The 16852-nt window shown below is 59.3% G+C and carries 17 protein-coding genes and 3 pseudogenes; 4 read left to right on the top strand and 16 right to left on the bottom strand.

Annotated elements, in window-relative coordinates:
* Nucleotides 1-4 precede the first annotated feature (4 nt).
* Both C7401_RS41230 and C7401_RS41225 read right to left on the bottom strand, forming a co-directional pair.
* Complete coding sequence (locus tag C7401_RS41230) at nt 5-1180, bottom strand: HlyD family secretion protein (RefSeq protein WP_112177809.1); 1176 nt, start codon at nt 1178-1180, stop codon at nt 5-7.
* A gap of 252 nt (nt 1181-1432) precedes the next feature.
* Nucleotides 1433-2176 carry an MgtC/SapB family protein gene (locus C7401_RS41225; protein WP_373864492.1) on the bottom strand — a complete coding sequence of 248 codons (744 nt, stop codon included), beginning with the start codon at nt 2174-2176 and terminating at the stop codon, nt 1433-1435.
* 110 nt (nt 2177-2286) lie between these two features.
* On the opposite strand from C7401_RS41225, the gene C7401_RS41220 reads away from it, so the two are divergent.
* Nucleotides 2287-2580, top strand: a complete 294-nt coding sequence (locus tag C7401_RS41220) for a hypothetical protein (protein ID WP_112177808.1) — start codon at nt 2287-2289, stop codon at nt 2578-2580.
* Between the two features lie 127 nt (nt 2581-2707).
* Here C7401_RS41220 and C7401_RS45260 read toward each other — a convergent pair whose 3' ends face one another.
* Nucleotides 2708-2860: a DUF6496 domain-containing protein gene (locus C7401_RS45260; protein ID WP_165842125.1), complete on the bottom strand. Its 153-nt coding sequence runs from the start codon at nt 2858-2860 to the stop codon at nt 2708-2710.
* Between the two features lie 87 nt (nt 2861-2947).
* The gene (locus tag C7401_RS41215) at nt 2948-3310 is read right to left on the bottom strand and encodes a DUF4148 domain-containing protein (RefSeq protein WP_112177848.1); all 363 of its coding nucleotides are present in this window, start codon (nt 3308-3310) and stop codon (nt 2948-2950) included.
* Nucleotides 3311-3492: 182 nt separating this feature from the next.
* On the opposite strand from C7401_RS41215, the pseudogene C7401_RS46220 reads away from it, so the two are divergent.
* Both C7401_RS46220 and C7401_RS41205 read left to right on the top strand, forming a co-directional pair.
* Nucleotides 3493-4759: pseudogene (locus C7401_RS46220) on the top strand (phosphatidylserine decarboxylase family protein).
* A gap of 220 nt (nt 4760-4979) precedes the next feature.
* On the top strand, nt 4980-5261 hold the full coding sequence (locus tag C7401_RS41205; RefSeq protein WP_112177807.1) for a DUF1488 family protein: 282 nt from the start codon (nt 4980-4982) through the stop codon (nt 5259-5261).
* Nucleotides 5262-5345: 84 nt separating this feature from the next.
* On the opposite strand, the gene C7401_RS41200 is transcribed toward C7401_RS41205, so the two are convergent.
* Nucleotides 5346-5933 (bottom strand): hypothetical protein, encoded by a 588-nt coding sequence (locus tag C7401_RS41200; RefSeq protein WP_112177806.1) that lies wholly within the window; start codon nt 5931-5933, stop codon nt 5346-5348.
* Nucleotides 5934-6399: 466 nt separating this feature from the next.
* Between C7401_RS41200 and C7401_RS41195 the strand changes: the two genes are divergently transcribed.
* Nucleotides 6400-6561: a DUF1328 domain-containing protein gene (locus C7401_RS41195; protein ID WP_112177805.1), complete on the top strand. Its 162-nt coding sequence runs from the start codon at nt 6400-6402 to the stop codon at nt 6559-6561.
* Nucleotides 6562-6996: 435 nt separating this feature from the next.
* Here the strand turns inward: C7401_RS41195 and C7401_RS46215 are convergent, their stop codons facing one another.
* The 11 genes and pseudogenes from C7401_RS46215 to C7401_RS41135 form a co-directional block, all read right to left on the bottom strand.
* Complete coding sequence (locus C7401_RS46215; RefSeq protein ID WP_341869289.1) at nt 6997-7335, bottom strand: type II toxin-antitoxin system RelE/ParE family toxin; 339 nt, start codon at nt 7333-7335, stop codon at nt 6997-6999.
* Nucleotides 7335-7619, bottom strand: coding sequence for a type II toxin-antitoxin system Phd/YefM family antitoxin (locus C7401_RS41185; protein ID WP_112177846.1), 285 nt, complete (start codon nt 7617-7619; stop codon nt 7335-7337). The genes C7401_RS46215 and C7401_RS41185 overlap by 1 nt, the downstream gene beginning before the upstream one ends.
* A gap of 238 nt (nt 7620-7857) precedes the next feature.
* Entirely contained in the window at nt 7858-8835 is a 978-nt protein-coding gene (locus tag C7401_RS41180; RefSeq protein ID WP_112177804.1) for a dienelactone hydrolase family protein, read from the bottom strand.
* 517 nt (nt 8836-9352) lie between these two features.
* A complete protein-coding gene (locus C7401_RS41170; RefSeq protein WP_112177803.1) occupies nt 9353-9637 on the bottom strand; it encodes an HU family DNA-binding protein in 285 nt (94 codons plus the stop codon).
* 86 nt (nt 9638-9723) lie between these two features.
* Nucleotides 9724-9993, bottom strand: a pseudogene (locus tag C7401_RS41165) (Tn3 family transposase); the annotation flags it as partial.
* A 29-nt stretch (nt 9994-10022) separates the two neighbouring features.
* Nucleotides 10023-10334: pseudogene (locus tag C7401_RS41160) on the bottom strand (DUF4158 domain-containing protein); the annotation flags it as partial.
* A gap of 138 nt (nt 10335-10472) precedes the next feature.
* Nucleotides 10473-12554, bottom strand: a complete 2082-nt coding sequence (locus C7401_RS41155) for an ATP-binding protein (protein ID WP_112177802.1) — start codon at nt 12552-12554, stop codon at nt 10473-10475.
* A complete protein-coding gene (locus C7401_RS41150) occupies nt 12538-14055 on the bottom strand; it encodes an ATPase domain-containing protein (RefSeq protein WP_112177801.1) in 1518 nt (505 codons plus the stop codon). The genes C7401_RS41155 and C7401_RS41150 overlap by 17 nt, the downstream gene beginning before the upstream one ends.
* Nucleotides 14042-14398: a HigA family addiction module antitoxin gene (locus C7401_RS41145; protein ID WP_112177800.1), complete on the bottom strand. Its 357-nt coding sequence runs from the start codon at nt 14396-14398 to the stop codon at nt 14042-14044. The genes C7401_RS41150 and C7401_RS41145 overlap by 14 nt, the downstream gene beginning before the upstream one ends.
* Before the next feature lie 624 nt (nt 14399-15022).
* Nucleotides 15023-15481, bottom strand: coding sequence for a winged helix-turn-helix domain-containing protein (locus tag C7401_RS41140; RefSeq protein WP_244315084.1), 459 nt, complete (start codon nt 15479-15481; stop codon nt 15023-15025).
* Between the two features lie 834 nt (nt 15482-16315).
* The coding region (locus tag C7401_RS41135; protein ID WP_146758083.1) for an AAA-type ATPase lid domain-containing protein at nt 16316-16852 on the bottom strand (537 nt) is incomplete at its 5' end.

Here is a 16852-nt window from a genome sequence, read left to right as displayed (position 1 = left end):
GCGCTCAGTCGCTCAGGTAGACCGTCGGCTCGACCGAGATGCCGAGCGGCAGCGGCCGATTGGCCGGGAGCCCATCGTCGATCACGATCTTGACCGGTACACGCTGAACGATCTTGACGAAGTTACCCGTCGCGTTCTCGGCCGGGAACGCCGAAAAGCGCGAACCGCTGCCGAGCTGGATGCTGTCCACATGGCCGTGCAGTTCCAGCTTCGGGTACGCGTCCACGCTGATCTTGACCTTGTCGCCGGGCCGCATACGCGTGAGTTGGGACTCCTTAAAATTCGCGGTGATCCACTCCTGTGGAGTAACGATGGTGAACAGCACGGTGCCCGCTTGAAGGAAGCTGCCGAATTGCACGTTGCGCAGCGTGATCCATCCGTCGGAGGGCGCGCGCAGATCGCACCAGGCGAGGTTGAGCTGCGCCGTTTCCAGTTGTGCCTCGGCTTGTGCAACCTGCTCGCGGCGAGCCTCCACGGCCGCGACCGCCTGGCGGATCTGCTGCGGGACGAGGCTAGCGGTTCTCAATTGCGCCTGTGCACTCATGACGTCGGCGTGCGTCACGCGCTGCTGATCGGTGCTGGTATCGATGTTTTGCTGCGTCGTCGCGCGCGGATCGACGCCGTGCTGGCGCTCATAGTCCGCCTGCGCGCGGGCGTAGTTAGCGCTCGCCGTTTCGATCTGTGCGCGCGCCTGTTCGTATTGAGCCGGGTACTGTACGCGCGCGATGTCAAGCTGTGCCTGTGCGGATAGAAGCTGTGCCTTCGCCAGACCTAGCTGCGCGCGCGCCTGATCGACCTGGGCCTCGTAGTCGCGCCGGTCGATTTCGACCATCAGGTCGCCCTTGTGAACATAAACGTTGTCGTTGATCGCGAGCCGAGTGACGTAGCCCGACACTTTGGGCGCGATCGTGACCGCGTTACCGTCCGTATAGGCGTCATCGGTACTGACCTCGTTGCGCGTGACGAACCACCACAGCAGAGCCGCGACAGCAATCACCAGCAGAACGATGCCCAGCACAATGAGGGGCTTTTTCCCGGGATGCTTGCGACGGCGTTTGCTTTGCTTTGCGGCGTCGTTCATCGCGCCGTCGCGCGTTTTTGCCGTGTCGGTGCGACGCGGTTTGCCCCTGTGCACGCGCGACCACGTGCCAATGCTTTCCGGTGCTTCACGCTCAGCCATGCGGGGCTCCACGCTCGTCGCTCAAATCGGCCGAAATTGGAAGAGAAGTCATGCGCCGCCCGCTTGGATGCGCTTTCGCTTGAAAAGCAGTCAAAATCGTGAGGCAACGGCAGCAGCATGCCGGCCGGATGGCGTCTCTCGGATTAGACTGGCGTTTGCTCATAGCAATTGATGTGCCCGTGAGCCCCCGCACAAGGGTCCTCCCACGACAGCTTTCCATTTCGCTATGGCCAGCTCATGCACGGGACGGATTCAGCGCTCGAGCGACCATGAACTTTCTTCATGCAGGCTGGCGACCAGTGTGGAGAGCGCGGCTTCTACACTGTCATCGCCCGTGCGGGCCTGCCAGCGGACTTCGAAAGACGCATCGAGACGCCGGTGTGCGGCAGTCTCCGCGGTGTGATGCGTTACGCCGAGCAACAGCACGCGGCATTTTCGGCCATGCAATGCCTCATCGATGAGCTTGCACGCATCGTGGCCGGCGTCGTGTCCCAGCGTGACATGGGCGCGGCGACCGCGCGGCAGTCGATTCTCGACGTGTTCCAGTGACTGCAATACCACGAGGCCAAGTACGGTGCCAGCCAGGGCGAGCACATATTGGCCCCCTCCGGCACAAAGCCCGATCACTGTGACGTACCACATGGTTGCCGCCGTGGTCACACCTTGCACGAGCCCGTCCTTTCGCAGAATCGAGCCCGCGCCGATGAAGCCCATACCAGATAGGATGCCTAGCGGGAGCCGCATCAGGTCAAGTGTCACGAAGGAATCCTGAGTTTTGCCTTGCTGAACCAGCAGGACGTTCACTTGCAGCATCGCGAGGCAAGCCGCAAGGCATACAAGCAAGGTAGTGCGCAGTCCCGCCGCATTGCCCGACTCGCCGCGATTCAGGCCAACCAACGTGCCGGCAACGACTGCGATGACCAGCCGCATGGTGAAATCTGGCCAGGTAATGACGAGGGGCATAGGGTTCATGAATGCCAGGCGCGCAAATTCCATGCCGAAATGCGATCATTCCAAGGATAGGTGGCACGGCGTGTGCGGGAGGAGCGCAGCGAGCGGTGATGTCGTACGCGCGTCTTTCAACACGATGATGAGGAAATTCAATCATGAAGCCACACTACTACTTGATATCGACATTCGTGAGCGTCACCCTTGCCACATCTGGCGCTGCGCTCGCTCAAGGCTCAGGCGGAGGTAGCAGTAGCACCGGACCCGGCGACGCAACCGGCGGCGCAAGTGGTGTCTATCCTTCGCAGGCTCAGGGAGCCGAACAGAATCCCGCCGTTACCGGTTCGAAGTCCAAGTCGAGTGCTCATCACAAGAAGCACGCGAAGAAGACAATGAACGATACGATCAACACTCCCGGCGCCGACGCCAGCAGCGACACTAAAGGGCAGTAGGCCGCACAATCGGCGTACGCCTCTGTGAGCGGTTCAGCTTTAGCGGTGGATGGGTGCGGCATATCTGGCGTACCTGTGTGGATGACGAATCGAGTGCGCGCTGCGGGAGCAGCGCGCATTTGCGTCCTTACTTATGGTTCTTCTTCGGGATTTTCGCGCCGGACTTGCGCGCTTGATTCAGCGCAATGGCAACCGCCTGCTTCTGCGATTTTCCTTGCTTCACCTCCGTCTTGATGTTTTTCGATATTGCTTCACGCGATTTTCCCTTGCTGAGTGGCATGATGACCTCCGTTAAATCAATCTACGCGTGCGATTCAGTCCGACCTTTCAACACGCATTCACATAACTCATGACGTGTCCGGCTGATTCACTGTCCAAAATACACGGACTTCTCGTCGGGCACCCTCGCCGTATGAGCAGCTTGCGCTGGTTGGGCCATGCCAACCGGTTCGCCTGCTGCCGAACTGCCCGGCATGGCGCCGCCATACCCGCCGTTGGCTGCCTGGTCGACCTGCTGCGCGCCGACGCGGGCCTCGGCGGCTTGGGCGTCGCGCGGATACGACGCCTGATCGCCGATCGACGGGTTATAGCCTTGCTGCTCGACCTGGATCTGGTCCTGTCTAACCTGCGCCCGCGTGAGCGCTTCGTCTGACGGCGCGGCCGACTGGGCGAGCACCACGACAGGAGCAGCGAGGAGCGCGGCGGCCGCGATACGTTTGATTATCCTCATCGAGTTTCTCCCATGAAGTTCGACCATTCCTCCTCCGCACGCGCTGTGCCGCGGGTGCAGTCCGGGAACCGGCCAGGCCGTGGACAATAGGCGGGGGAAAATCGAGGGCGATTCGCAACTGGCGGTGCTAAGGAAGCGCGGCAAGAGATTTGCTCGCCTTCGTGGCAAGGAGGGCATGAAGCATGGATGCTGCGACGAAATCGATCACCCGGGTGGAGTCGGGCATTCGGGCGAAACGCCGGCTGGGCAACTGGATACCGACGCAGGAAGAAACCGCGGTCGAATTTCGCAGGCGGATCGCGCACGCCGCCCGTGACCGAGCGAAGAACAAATGACCAACGTGGTGCGGGAACTCTCGGACCTCATTCATGGCGATTCAGTGCTTCGAATGAACCTCTCGCGCGCGATCGACGAGGCGCAGCAGGCTGGCTTCGAACTTGGCTAAGGTTCAATCGACGAGCTGATGGTGATTGTCGACTATCTCGTCAGTTATGCGCCGCCCTTCAACGCGTCGGTACCCATTGCTACGCCGTTGAACCTCGTTCTCGACTGGCCGATGTGCATGCCATCCGGCTATGCGGCTTTTCGCGACCCGGCCTTCAATGCACAGTTGCGGCGCGTCCTCGACGCCTGGTGCGCTTTCCTCAGCGGCCCGCATTCGCGCACGCACCTCACGAGCGACGAGCCGCATGGCTGGTTCAGCGAGGGCGCACGGAAAAGATGGCGTTTGAGGAATTCGTTTGCGAGCCTTCAGCGCCGCATTGAGGTTTCGAATCGTGGAATGCATTTTTCACGCGCCGACTGCGTCCGGGGGTGCGTCCCATCGCCTCGCCGGAAGACGCGTCCGTAATCGCCCACGCGTGCGAAGCGTCCCCCTATGACGTCAGCGAAAACTGTCAGTTGCATGACCGCTTTTGGCTCAAATCACAACCATATTCGTTGCGAGAAATGCTTGCGGGCAGTGCGGTGGAGACGGCGCAAAGCTTCGCAGGCGGTAAGCTTTACCAGGGCTACCTAAGCGCTTTCAACTACCATCGCTGGCATGCGCCGGTGTCTGGGCAGATCCGGGAAGCCTATAACGTCGACGGCACGTACTTCTCTGAAATAGAGGGGGAGGGCGCTGACGCGCGGGGGCTCAACGACTCGCAGGGCTACACGACGGCTGTGGCTGCGCGGGCCGTGATCGTGATCGATTGCGATGAGAGTGCCTTGGGTGCCGTGGCCTGCATCTTTGTCGGCATGGCGGAGGTTTCCTCATGTCGCATAGTCGCGCTGCCTGGGCAGCGCGTCGAGAAGGGCGACGCGATCGGATTCTTTCAGTACGGCGGGAGCACCTACTGCCTTGTTCTCCAGCCAGGCGTAATCCGCGCCTTCGATCCCCAGCCTCCTTATCGCGACGATGGGCCGCCGCTCAAGGTCAATTCATGCCTTGCGATCGCAAACGGCTGACGCCCGGGCGTGCGGTTGCGCTTCCTTATGGATGCACAGAGCGGGCAGCGCAAGGTGGTTTGTCGACGGTATCGCTGCTCTGTTTTTAGTGATCCTATGAATCTAGAGTTTCGTCTCGCGGATCATCATGGCACTCGCGGCCGCAAGGACGGACTGCGTGCCATGCATAGGGCACGGCGGTTGCGGAAGCGGCCTGTACCACAGCATCCTGGAGCGCATTATGAAGATTACTTTCCCCGAAGGCCCGATCGCATATGACGCGGATCAACTTGCGGTTACCTTCCCTGCATTGGCAGATTCGGGTCAGGTCCAATGTGCGATTACGGCGGAGGCGCTTGAGGACCACTACGGTGCGGTGTCTGCTCGCGAAGCCGACCTACGCAAGGCATTTTTCGAACATAGACCACTGATCGAGTCAGCCGCCTCTAGGCTCATCCAGGAAACGGGCGGCGCCTCGATTACGCTCCATAGCGGCTATCTGCGGATGTACGGTGAGCACTGATGGGTCGCCGCGGCGGCAATCGCAAAAGTACCCTGCGGATTAATCGATGGCGCAACGCTTCGAGTAGCTATGAACCTAGGTAGCTTAGTTAGCAGTTGTTCTTATTGAACGTTCGTCTACAAGGTTCACCGCCCGCGTCGGGTCAAAATCGACCCAACGGCCGTTCTGCCAGTGCCCTGACGCGACTTCGATATCTTCACCTCGTGATCGACGGAGGGCTTCAATCGCATGAGACTGAACTTCCGGATTCACGTGGACAGCGACTAGTACGCCGGATTCACGCTCACGTGGCTGCGGAGACGCGGATGCTCCCGTCTTTCCCCCTCCGCGCGTCATCAGTACTGCTCCGGCCAGCGACCCCACATAAGCGCCCACCGCAGTAGCTACGGTGAGAATCAGCAGCGAACGAAAAAGCCACAGCGTGAGAAGTCCAGCCAGAAGCACGCCCACCACGGCACCGATTGCCACACCACCTGTTGCGCCCATGCCAGCGCCACGAGCCTGCGGGTCAGCATATTCATCGCCGCCGATGGGGAATCGTGCATGTTGGCCACTGGGGTTTACGAAGAACTCCGTTAGATCCTCAGCGATGAAGCCGCCACTCAAAAGCCGTTCCTTTGCCGAATCCGCGGCGGCGAACGTCGTGAACCGCGCTGCAACGATGCGTGACATAGCTTCCTCCTTTGACCGCTTTGGTACGGGTAGCGAACTATTTCGGGCTGCCACGAAACCTCCGCAAGCGACGTGCCGCTCGCCGCAGGGGCTATCCAGACGATCATGCGGTATGCGCTTGGAGTGAGGCAGAAATACGGGGCTGCCGGTGACTCCTGTCGAGGGCCGTCAGATTCTGCCTGCACGATCGCGTTGTGCTGCTCGCTCGATCCTCGCTCCGTTTCGGCAATACGCTGCATGCGGCACGAATCCGGCCGTGAGATTCAGCGTCGATCGCCTCGGCATTTTTGCATCAGGGATGGTTGCTATTCGCCCGCGTTACCATTGTTGTCATTCATAGGAAGGGAGCCGCGCGGATTCTCCATGCCATGACACACAAAGCTGCGTGAAAGGAGGGGGAACGAAATTTGCGCATCGCAATGCCGTTCGCATGGCACGAACGTTTAAGGTTCGAGGGAGAAACATCATGCTTTACTACGCTTTGGTCTTCTTCATCATCGCAATCATTGCCGCTGCGCTCGGCTTTGGGGGCATCGCCGTCGGCGCAGCAAGTATCGCAAAAGTGCTCTTTGTGGTTTTCCTCGTTATTTTCCTTGTGACGCTCGTCATGGGCCTAATGCGACGGTGACTGAAGCTCCTCATCTGATCGTCGCATTCATCATGTTCCTGCTCGCCATGACGCCAATGCGTTTGAAGCAAGCTGGACTAGATCACGATGTGTTGGCTATCTCGGGCCGGAACCGGAGCGCGAAGGCCGGCCGCCTCGTGGGGGCCTTGGTGCGCTTTCGATGACGTGGATCCAGAACACGGTTGCCGACCAATCGGCTTACACGGCAACTACCGCCTTGATTGAACCTCGATGATCATGAGCGGTTCAGCATTCCGGTCGGCCATTAACATCCCACGAAAAGCGAATAGTTCTTAGGAATAGAAACCCAGTCGTGGCCAGAGCGGAGCGCTAAGACGGCTACCCGCGAGGCGGAGAAAAATCAGCGCGAGGGGATTGCGACATGTCCGATGGGGCGGTGCTGTTGCGGTTTAGCCCCGAAACGTAACGCGTCCCCTACATGAGTCGGAGCACAATTCTCTGAAGGAGGGACGGCAGATCGCGTCGGACATCAACTACGAGATGCAAGAAAACGGTGTCGCCTCGTACCTGGTAGAGAATCCTGTTGTTGCCGGAGAGGACCTGACGGAAACTGTCCTCGAAGAAGCCCTCAAGCTCCACGGGCACGTGACCGCTCTCAGGAAACTGCCGAATGTGCGCGATCGTTTCCTGAAGTCGTGCTGACGTTTGGCGCCAGGTATCCCATCCAAATGTGCGGACAATATAGCTCCGCAGCTCGTCGATGCCGATACGGGCGGTTGGCAGGACGCGATACTTCAAAAGCGGGACCGGCATCAACGGAGCTTTTCTTGGCGGTCGAGTTCGTTGAGCTCAGCAAAGAATGCCTCGCCGTCAGCATGATCTTCGCGCTCGATCTGTTTCTGGCCGATGGCTAGGATTTTCAGAAGCGCAATTGTCTGCTGCGTTGATTCGAAGGTGCGAACGTCTTGGACGACGAGCTTCGCTTCACCGTTCTGCGTGATGATAAGCGGCTCTCCCGAGTCGGCCAGGTCCTTAACGATTTGTGCCGCTTCGCTCTTGAGATAGCTTATCGGCTTCACGTGATCGGCAAGATGCATCATGCGCTCCGCAACTGGTTGGGCAGGACTGAATATAGACTATTTTCAGACTGTCGACAACTTCACATTCTGAGGGTGCTCAATTATTTAACATAAATCAAATTATCAACTTTATAGGGTGCGACCCTAATATAGATTTGCGGCTTGATACCGCACGCCGATTTGCGATGCAGCAGGCATCCTCCTTATATCGTGCTAGCTTCAGCGGACGCAGCCCTTCACTGCCGTCACAGTGAAACTATGGCTTCAGCACAGCTTTAATGATCTCGCCAACCGCTTCTTTGGCCTTGGTCGCCGCGTTCTCGTCATATGCGATGGTTGTTCCGCGTTCAACACACGAATCGTTGTAGCTGAAAGGTTGCTTCGTTTTGGCATCGACGAGCAGCCCGTTTTCAACCTCAACAATCCGGCAGTTTCGCGTCGTCTGTGCTTGCGATAGCTGCTGAGCTTGCTTGAGTGCACGCGCGTCAAAGAAGTGACTGGCGCCGGTGTACTCGATCAACTGAAGGTCGTGAGCTTTTGTTTTCAGACGTTCCACATAAGCACGGCATGGAGCAACAGGATTGTAATTGTCCTCCGTCCCCTGGAAAATGCGGACTGGCTTACCAACGACATCCTCGTCTTCGAGATAAGTGGAGGTACAGTCAGGATAGAACGCGATGTATGCCGCGAACTGGGTGTCGGCTCGGGCGTGCATCCTCTGGAACCGGTTCAAGCTTGCATAAAGCGCATTCTGTCCCCCACGCGAGAACCCCATAAGGATTATCCTGTTCGCGTCGATTCTCGGGTGTTTCGAAAGAATTGCAATCGCTCGATAGGCATCCTCGGTTTGCGCCAAGCGGCCCAATTGCGATTGATCGTTGATCGTGTTGGCGATACCTCGACCGGAAAAGCTGTCGATCACAAACGTAGCGACACCGAGTGAGAGAAAGTAGTCCTCCCAGTCGGCAATGCTGCTGCCAATGCCTCCAGACGCGTGCAACAGGATGACAAGCGGAAGCTGGTCGGTGCCGTTTCGGGGAAGTCGAAGTTCGCCTGCAACCGTAATAGGTTTGCCATCCTCGCGACCGTTCAGGAATTCCTGGTCAGTGAGCGTTACGGACGGAATCGGGATTACCTCCATTCGCGTCACCTGCGCGCGTCCTGCAGTGGCGAGACAGCTCAAAATGCAGATCAATGCAATTCGGCCAAGCAGATATTTGCTTGTTATCGACATGGCACCCCTCTTCTTCTGCGCTGGTTCGAGCGATGAATGACGAAATCCAGTATAGGCAGGCATAGAGCGAGAGCGGGAGATTGCCTCGGTATCCGACCGGGGAAATCTTGAGCAATCTCGCCAAGGTTCGGGGCTTAGGGTTCGATATTCACCGCGAGCGTTTCGCGGTGGGGGCTTTTTGCTAGAACGCGTCGGCTTGATCGGCATGGATCTCGGTGTCGTCGTCCTCCTTCAAACCCGGTGCGTCGACGACACTCGCAGGCAATCGGACTGCAAGGCTATTCCCCATTTGTAACCTGCATCGGCACCATACATGGATAAACCGAATAAACGTTGTATATCCTCTCCGCCATTATTCAAGTTCGGTGACACGCGGGACGCGCGCGGCCATTACGCACCTCCGGTGACCTTCACTGATGGCCGCAAGCTTAGACGGGTCACAGCACACAGGCACTCCAGAGCGTCCGTGGCTCGCCGCGGCGCTCATTGTGCTCGTCGCGAACGAACGCACGGTCGCTCACTTGTGACTGCCGTTGACCGCGTCCTTAAACGCCTTGCCTGCTGTGAATTTGACGGTTTTTGCCGCCGCAATCTGGATCTCCGCGCCAGTCGCCGGATTGCGTCCTGTGCGCGCTGCGCGATCGCCCCGACTGAAGGAGCCGAATCCAATGAGCTGCACCGTATCGCCCTTGATCACCGCATTCGTGATTGCATCGACGACAGCATCAAGAGCCTCTGCGGTGGCAGCCTTGCTCGCGCCCGTTACGGACGCCACGGCATCAATCAGTTCTAGCTTGTTCATTCAGCTCCTCCTCTCCGGTCAATTTACCCACCTGCCCAGTTCCTGTAAACCAACCAGGTGGCCGCAGCTACTGTACACCAGCTGCAAGCCGAAAGCCGAAGCACTCTCTCATCCTCAAGTCGGTTCATCATCTGGCGGATGGCGGTCGGCGAAATCTCAGGGACCATCCGGGAGATATCCGATGCCGAGAGCGAGGTGCCGTGCGCCAGTACAGCCGAATACACCATGAGCAGTTCGATCCGCGATCGACGTTCGCGCCCAGGCAGGATCCAGCTGAAGCGCGTTGCGCTGTCAATTTCGAGGATGATCTCTGGTAGCTGGCCGCACGGATGGGCTTCAAAAATGGAGCGTCGCAGTCAATCGGTTTCGACGTCTTCAGGCTGCGCGACCGGAAATTTACGATGGCTTTTGCGAAGCCCTGGTGGTCCGACAGCGTCTTGAAGTTACCATCGTAGATCGAGCGCAGCGTCCCAACGTCCGGCGGCTGGACATCAAGCTGCCGGCCAAGGTGTCGCCAAAGAATGGTTGGGATCTGCCTGTATGAATCAAGCGGCCGACTGGTCATTCGCAGGAAACCGACGTGCAGAGCAATGGCCAACCCGTAAAGTTCGGTGCGCCGCGAGTCGATCTGAGTGCGTTCGCGTTTTGAAAAAGTAAAGAATGTGCATAAAGCATATGAGGAGCCACACGCACGCACGGATCAGATGGTTTCCACTTGTCCAGTTCGTCGGCGCTGCCGACGGCTAAACATCGAGATCAGGTTCTACAGGAACTGGAGCTTCGGTTGACCATCCCCAGGTGGTAGGCGGGATCTCGCAGCGCGACGTGAATCGCATCACGGAGAACGATGAGTCGGGCGAGCGTAGCGAAGGGCTCTCGTTATCTCCGCGGCAAGCTGGTGCTGCCGATAGGGTTTGCGTAGTCTCAGGATTTCGATGCCGGTTCCCTGCGGAAGCTCCGCGTAACCAGTCGCTAGGATAACGGGAAGTCCAGGCCGCAGTTCCCGCGCGGCCAAAGCCAGCTCCAGTCCCGTCATCTGAGGCATGGAATAGTCCGTGATCATGAGGTCAATCCACTGTCCTCCCTTGAGGATCTCCAGTGCGGCGGCGCCCGAGTCGACTTCGATCACCTCATGTCCCATATCCTGTAAAAGATAGGCGGTGCTTGTTGCGATCAGGGCGTCGTCATCGACGAGAAGAATGCTCGCCTGGGTCGGACCGTTTGCAATGCCCTCTGCCTGCTCGTCTTCCTTTGGGCTCTCGGGAGTCAAGCGTTGCGCGGTCACCGGAAGCGATAATTCTGCCCGCGTACCACGTCCCGGCTCACTCTGGAGGCGCAGAGCACCGTTCAGCTGCAGCGCCAGTCCGTGAATCATCGAAAGACCAAGGCCGGTTCCCTTGCCAGGCTCCTTCGTTGTAAAGAAGGGTTCGGTAGCTTTCGCGAGGGTATCCAGATCCATACCCTTCCCGGTATCGCGGACGATAAGGCGTACATAACTGCCAGCAGCCAGTCCATCCTCGCCGCATGAGTGAACCTCCTCGACCGCTATTGATAGCGCCCCGCCCTCTGGCATCGCATCTCGGGCATTGACCGCGAGATTCAGGAGCGCGAGTTCAACCTGGTTGCCATCGGCGAGGGTAAGCGGAATATCGTCCGGCAAATTCAGCTCCAGTGCTACCCGCGGGCCGACTGACCGCTCAAGGAGATCGGTCATGCCCCGGACCAGTGCCGGAAGGTGTGTTGGCTCGACCTTGAGATCCTGCTGCCGCGCGAACGCCAGAAGCCGCTGTGTAAGTGCGGCGCCGCGCTGCGCTCCCCGAAGCGCGCCGTCGATCAGCCGGGTTGCCCGGACTCCGTCCTGCGGCTCCTTGCGCAGCAGTTCGAGATTGGCCATGATGGCCATCAGCAGGTTGTTGAAATCGTGGGCGACACCACCCGTCAGTTGTCCTATCATTTCCATCTTATGGGCCTGACGTAGCAGTTCTTCCGCTCGCTGCCGCTGCCGGATCTCCTCCAGCACCAGCTGGTGGGTACGCTCGAGCTCCGCAGTGCGCTGGGCGACCCGTGCTTCGAGCAAGTCGTAGTCGCGCTGCATGCTATCCTCGGTCATCCTGCGCAAGGTGATATCGGACGCCACCCCGACCAGTCGTGCTGTCTTCTGTGCGTGGTCACGAAGCAGCCGCGCGTGCATGTCGGCCCAGTGAAACGTCCCGTCTGGCCAGATCGTACACAGTTCGATGGCGAGATCGCAGCCGGTTTCATGGCTGCGACTAATCGCATCTGCCATCCGGGACCGGTCACCTGGACTGATGCTGGCAATGAGATCGGTGTAGGTGAAGGACTCGCCCGGCGCATACCCGAAAACTGGCGGACACGCAGGCGAAGCCTTGAGCGCCAATGCCGAAAGCTCCAGTTCCCAGGTCCCCAGCTTTCCGGCCGTCAGGGCGGTTTGCAGGCGCGCCTCGCCTTCATGCAGTTCATCGATACGCAGACGTGCTTCAAACTGGCGTGCCCGACCACGAAGCGCTGTCCCGACCGCGCTGATGAACGTGCGCGGATGAAACGGGCGCTCAAGGAACGTCACGTTTCCCAGCGTCGCAGCCAGTCGGGCCAGCTCCGGATCCCGGTCGGGCGCCCCACCACGCTGCGTAAGGATGATGAACGGAAAGTCGGACCATGTGGGCTGCGCCGAAACCCAGTTTTCCAGTGGCTTCAGGTCGGCATCCCGTAACCCCTCATCGGTCACGATCGCACAGCAGATTCCCTCGCCCAGCATTGCAACGAAATGCACGACATCCCGACAGACGTGCGCGAGGGCACCCGTCTCCTTCAGGAGAGCCACGGCAACCGCGGCATCCCGCCCCATCGGTGTAAAAACCAGCGCAGGGCAACGGCTGAAATCAGGCACTTTCATCATCCGCGGCGCCTGTCGACATGAGCGGTCCCTTGTTACCCACAAACGTGGGAACGCCGCGCAGGATGCCCTGGAAACTGTCGAGCGGTGCGCCAACACTCAGGCCGGACCGCCCGATGCGAAACTCACGGATGGTCTCCTCGTGATACCCGGTGCGCTTCTTGATGATCGACACCGCACGTCGAACGCTTCCAAGTGCCTCGAAATAGCGCAGCAGGATGACAGTGTCGGCAAGGTACGTGACGTCAACGGGCGCCTTCATGTCGCCCACAAGACCATGCTGCGCCACGGTCAGGAACGTCGTCGCACCCTGTCTGTTGAGGTACTGCAGCAGTTCGTGGATGTGAAGCACCAGCGCATTTTCTTGCGGCATGGCCGCCTGGTAGCCGTTGAGGCTGTCGATGGCGACCGTTTTTGCCTGGGCATGGTCAACGCAATTGCGCACGCGCTGGGCGAATTCGCCAGGCGAGAGCTCGGCGGCATCGACCTGCTCAACATACAACTTTCCGGCGTCACGCATGGCCTCGAGGTCGAAGCCCAACGCCCGGGTCCTGTCGAAGAGTAGTCCAAGCTCTTCATCAAACGCGAACAGGGCTGCTTTCTCGCCCCGAGCGACCGCCGCCGCAATGAACTGAAGAACAAATATGCTTTTGCCAGTGCCTGCTGGTCCGAGCACCAGGGTACTTGATCCCTGTTCGATACCGCCGCCGAGGAGTGCATCCAGTTCCGGAACATCGCTCCTGGTCTGCGCGCGCGTAAATCGGGTGCGATGTTCCGCTGCAACGAGCCGGGGAAACACGGAGACCCCTCCCCGCTTGATTGAGAAATCGTGGTATCCGCCGCGAAATGCCTGTCCCCGGTATTTGGAAATCCTCAGCCTGCGCCGCTCGGCGCCATAGTCGGGAGCGAGTTCCTCGAGTTTGATCACGCCGTGGGCAACGCTATGTACGGTTTTGTCCGCAGCATCTGCGGTCAGGTCGTCAAGCAGGAGGACGGTTGCTCCCTGCCGCGAGAAGTAATGTTTGATGGCAAGTACCTGGCGGCGGTAACGCAGCGAGCTCTGCGCGAGCAGACGGATTTCCGACAGGCTGTCGAGTACGACGCGGCTGGGCCGGACCCGTTCAAAGGCACTAAAGATCAGCCGCGTCGTCTCACCGAGTTCGAGGTCAGATGAATACAGCAGGCTTTGCTGCTGATCAGCGTCGAGGAGACTCTCCGGGGGCACCACTTCAAACACGGCCACGCGATCACCCAGTTGCCAGCCGTGCGAGGCAGCTCCTTCGCGCAATTCTTGCTCTGTTTCGGACAAGGTGATGTACAGGCCCTGATCGCCCACCTTGGCGCCTTCGAGCAGAAACCGGAGGGCAATTGTGGTTTTCCCGGTGCCAGGGCTGCCCTCGAGAAGGAAAAGGTTTCCCTGCGTGAGACCTCCCGCAAGGACATCGTCCAGCCCGGGAACGCCAGTGCGTACGATCGGCGGGGCGTTCGTCTCAACGTCCATCATGTACTCCTAACTGTTTCAATAGTTTTGGTGAAAGCGTTCGGAGCGGGATCTGCGTCAAAACTTCGGCTAGTGCGGCTCGTGCAGTGCAAAGATCGTACTCGCATTGACGGCACAACCAGAACATGGAGGGCAGACCTGACAATCTTTCCAGCCGCACCGCCATGGCCGGCGTGATCGCCGTCGCGCCTTCGAGGATGCGGTGCAGCGTTTGCCGCGAGATCCGCAGATCGCGGGCGGCCTGGCTCACTGACAGATTCATCGCAGGCAGAACGTGCGCGCGCAGGAATAGCCCCGGGTGGGGCGTGGCAAGCGTGGTGTCGGTCGGGGCAGTCGCGCTTCTCATGGCACCCTGTCAACAGTTATGCGACAGTCGGGTCAGAATATCACAATGGATATACCCATCGCGTCCCGCGTCTGGCCGGCTTTTTTCGACGCGTCCGTACGGGCGCGCGTTCATGACGCCACGCGATTTGCTCAGATCATTGGCCGCAAATCCATATGTGCTCTCGAGACATAGAACCCGGTAGTTGTGGAAAGGACGCGTTCAACCGGTTCCACATCGCGATGACAGTCGCCCCGGAGGTAGGCTGACGGAATCGCGTGTTCGGCAACGTGCTTCCCGATGCCTTATGTGTGTGTCATTACAGCCATTCTCGCGGTATTCCGATGAATGGCTCGAACTATTTGATTACAGCTGACCGCATCAGGCAGCGGTCGGCCAGCTTCCGTCATCGCGTCGTATCTTCGCAATGACACTCGAACGTCGACTCTGCAACTCAAAGCGGTCAGCAGGCGCGCAGCCGATGCGGCCGCCGCCGGACGCCATGACAACGGCTCCCGCATCAGATGGCCGCCGCATTCCAGCAGACGCGGCGGCTTCTCTCATATCGTTGCGATCGATCGGCCGTGAGGCACGGCCGTTACCGCTCAGGCCGAGATCTAGGTCACGCAGCAGCGATGCATCTCATCAACGAAAGTAGCCTTGTAACCCGTAATCTCGAATCAACCGGTTGATATGCGAACGCGAGTAATGGACACCGAATTCCCGCTGGACGAGTTCGCCAACCGCAGCTCTCGTCCAGCAGTCACCAGGAAATCCATAGAGCACCGGCTTATGTCTTATGGCAGCGACCAGCCGGGTTAGCCCATCTGCCGGGAGGTGACTGCGGCGTCCGACGTCGTTTACCTGCAAAAGCGATTGCTTACCACCGGCCTTGAACAACGCACCATAACGGCGAGCAGTTGCCGGCCCAAGTCCAAGTGCCGCCGCAACCTGCTGGATGCTTTGTCCCCTGTCAAGCATTTCCGCGGCGATAAGCCGCCGGTTTGTCCACGGCGGCCCACGAAACCGGTTATCTTCTCCCATGTTTGCAATCCAGCGTGTCTGATTACGATTGCTAAAGAGCATTGCACGCCGGTTCTGCACGCGCAATCGGGCTCTCCCGAATCCGCCGCATTCCGCCGATCACCGGGCGCGTATGACACACGGCATCAGATCGCATCAAATCGCCTGGCTGCAAATGCGCCCGTCAAACCGGGGCAACCTCCGTTGAGTTTTGAGTCGCGGTCGTCCACGGGCGGGCGGCGGGTTGCCTCTCGCGACCGTGACGCTGCCCGCCGGTGGGCAATCCGCTAGGCGATACGGCTTGCCTTTTTACGTTGAAGTTTTCGAATTCAAGCGGTCGGTTGACTTCGCCAATGCAATCGAGAGTCAGGGGAGATTGTTGACGCGCAAGCCCGCCTAAAATCGCGCGGGTTTGCCATGTCAGTGGGCTGGGCATTTGCAGAGCACCGACGAACCCAGAACAGAAGAGACGTCTATCGTTCGAACTGGAGCGAAGACATCGAAGTTCATTTTCCCGGGCAACTAGCGACTTGCATAACAACAGGCATCACTGCTCCGTGCGCTGGTGGACGTGATGTGCGAAATCTCGCCAGTAGAGCTGGAGGGGCATTTCGAGGCCCACAGCACGGAGATCCAAGGCGTGGCAGTAACTGCAATTCCTCTTAGGACATCGGCCGGCCGATGTTCGCTCTTCGCGCGACACTTCAACGAAGGAAATGTGACTTCCGTTACGACTCGTCGGCGACGATGCAGTTTTTGACACTCCGGTATCAAGTCAATGGTGCGTCATCACTCGCAGGGCCTCGACGGCGGCATTCGTTTGCCCATTGTGACGCCACTCCTCGCATTAATGGCCACCTCGCTGAGCGTCGCCGGGGCGAAATCCTGAATGCCGGGGGTTCCGTCTGACCCACATCAAGCCGTCGCTTCGTTGCCGTATTCAACGAGCCGGTTGTAAAGCGTCTTGAGGCTAATGCCAAGTATTTCCGCCGCGCGCGTCTTCGCTCCTTTACATTCGTCAAGAGTCGCAAGGATCAATTGGCGTTCGGCGTCGGCAAGCGAGGTGCCAAAGGGGATCGTCACCGCCGTTCCCACAATGGGTTTGGTGAGCGAGATCTGCAGCGGCACCTTCGCTGCGAAATCGCCGTCGTTGCCCGACATGATATGCGCGCGCTGTACGTAGTTCTTGAGCTCGCGCACGTTGCCGGGCCACGGGTAGGCCGCCAGCATCTCGCGCACGGCGGCCGGAAACTGCTTTTTCGTGCCGTGGCGCTCGTTCAGTTCGTCGAGAAACGCCTGGGCCAACAGCTCGACGTCCTTGCCGCGCTCGCGCAGCGGCGGCAGGCTGATCGGAAACACGTTCAGGCGGTGGTAAAGGTCCAGACGCAGCTTGCCGTCGGCCACGGCCTGTTCGGGGTCGCGATTGGTCGCCGCGATCAGGCGCACGTCGGT

This window comes from Paraburkholderia unamae (assembly GCF_003268775.1).
GTDB classification, from domain to species: Bacteria; Pseudomonadota; Gammaproteobacteria; order Burkholderiales; family Burkholderiaceae; genus Paraburkholderia; species Paraburkholderia unamae.
Note: the sequence above shows the minus strand (reverse complement) of the source record. Positions and strands in the feature narration are given on the sequence as shown.